General features: G+C 61.3%; 1 protein-coding gene. It reads left to right on the plus strand.

The genetic code is table 11. From position 1 onward, the window contains the following. The coding region (locus ABYW26_RS13510) for an adenosylcobalamin-dependent ribonucleoside-diphosphate reductase (protein ID WP_372605435.1) at nt 1–2,116 on the plus strand (2,116 nt) is incomplete at its 5' end. Nucleotides 2,117–2,368 lie beyond the last annotated feature (252 nt).

Here is a 2,368-nt window from a genome sequence, read left to right on the forward strand (position 1 = left end):
GGCGTGGGAAGCGAAATTCTATGACGCGCTGGAAGATTTCAAATATCTGCCCGCGGGTCGCATCACCGCCGGGGCTGGCACGGCGCGGGCGGTGACGCTGTTCAACTGCTTTGTCATGGGCACGATTCCCGACAGCATGGGCGGCATTTTCGACATGCTGAAAGAGGCCGCGCTGACCATGCAGCAGGGCGGCGGCATCGGCTATGATTTCTCGACCATCCGCCCGCGCGGGGCCGGGGTCAAAGGCGTGGCGGCGGATGCTTCGGGGCCGCTGTCGTTCATGGATGTCTGGGACGCGATGTGCCGCACCATCATGTCGGCTGGCAGCCGCCGTGGCGCGATGATGGCGACGATGCGCTGCGACCACCCCGATATCGAGCAATTCATTACCGCCAAGCAAGACCCGGCGCGCTTGCGCAATTTCAACCTGTCGGTTCTGGTCACCGATGACTTCATGGAGGCCGTCAAGGCCGATGGCAGTTGGGAGCTGAAATTCGACGGCACGATTTATCACACCGTCGAGGCCCGCGATCTGTGGAACAAGATCATGCGCGGCACCTATGATTTCGCCGAGCCGGGCGTGATCTTTATCGACCGCATCAACAAGATGAACAACCTCGCCTATTGCGAGACCATCGCCGCCACCAACCCCTGTGGCGAACAGCCTCTGCCGCCTTATGGCGCCTGTCTGCTGGGCTCGATCAACCTTGCGCGTCTGGTCACCGATCCGTTCGAGGCCAATGCCGAACTGAACCCGGCGGCGCTGGATGATCTTGTGCGCATGGCGGTGCGGATGATGGATAACGTCGTGGACGCCTCGCGCTTTCCGCTGCCGCAGCAGGCCGAAGAGGCCAAGAACAAGCGCCGCATCGGCCTTGGCGTGACCGGTCTGGCCGACGCGCTGTTGATGCTGGGCCTGCGCTATGGCTCGGATCAGGCCGCCGCCCAGACCGAAGCCTGGATGAAACAGATCGCGCGGGCCTCGTATCTGGCCTCGGTCGATCTGGCCAAGGAAAAGGGCGCTTTCCCGCTGTTCGATGCCGAGAAATATCTGGCCTCGGGCAACATGATGCAGATGGATGACGACGTCCGCGAGGCGATCCGCACCCACGGCATCCGCAACGCGCTTTTGACCTCGATCGCGCCCACCGGCACCATCAGCCTTTATGCCGGCAATGTCAGCTCGGGGATCGAGCCGGTCTTTGCCTATGCCTATACCCGCAAGGTTCTGCAAAAGGACGGCAGCCGCACCGAAGAAGAAGTCGTCGATTACGCCGTGCAGATGTGGCGCGACAAATCCGGGGACAAGCCGCTGCCCGACTATTTCGTCAACGCCCAGACGCTGGCGCCGAAAGACCATGTGAAAATGCAGGCCGCGGCGCAGAAATGGATCGATTCCAGCATTTCCAAGACGATCAACTGCCCCGAAGACATCAGCTTTGACGCCTTCAAAGACGTCTACATGCAGGCCTATGAAACCGGCTGTAAGGGCTGCACCACCTACCGCCCGAATGACGTGACCGGCAGCGTTCTCAGCGTGTCCGAGAAATCCGAAAAAACCCCCGAAGCCGATACCGGCGCCGAGGTGGTCTATATTTCCGAACCGCTGGACCGTCCGCAGTCGCTGGAAGGTCATACCTACAAGCTGAAATGGCCCGACAGCGAGCACGCGATCTATATCACCGTCAATGACGTGGTCATCAATGGCCACCGCCGCCCGTTCGAAGTGTTCATCAACTCGAAAAACATGGAGCATTTCGCCTGGACCGTGGCGCTGACCCGGATGATCTCGGCGGTGTTCCGGCGCGGGGGCGACGTGTCCTTCGTGGTCGAGGAACTGAAAGCGGTGTTTGACCCGCGTGGCGGCGCCTGGATGCAGGGCAAATATGTCCCGTCCATTCTGGCGGCGATTGGCGGCGTGATCGAACGTCACCTTGTCACCACCGGGTTCATCGCGGGCGAGGGCATGGGCCTGAAATCCGATCCGCAGGCTGAAAGGATGGTCGTGGGCGAAGCCCCGCGCGGCAAGGCCTGCCCGTCCTGTGGTCAATATGACATGCGGATGGTCGAGGGCTGCATGACCTGCGGCAGCTGCGGCCATTCGAAATGTGGCTGATCCGCGGTTATTCCGCGGCACCGGTTTTTCCGTGATCTGAAGTGTGTTGCCCGGCTGCACTTGGCCGGGCGGACGCGGCGGTTTATCATGGCCGTAACGAGCAGAAAAACAAACGGGATGACAGGCATGAAATCGGCCTTTGGTGCGGCGCTGGTGGCGCTGCTGGTATCGGGTGGCGCCCTGCACGCGGAAGAGCGGCAAGTGCTGGGCTATGGCAGCATGTTCACCAATGACTTTCTTGGCGACGGTCAC

The organism is Actibacterium sp. (genome assembly GCF_041584535.1).
GTDB lineage: Bacteria > Pseudomonadota > Alphaproteobacteria > Rhodobacterales > Rhodobacteraceae > Actibacterium_D.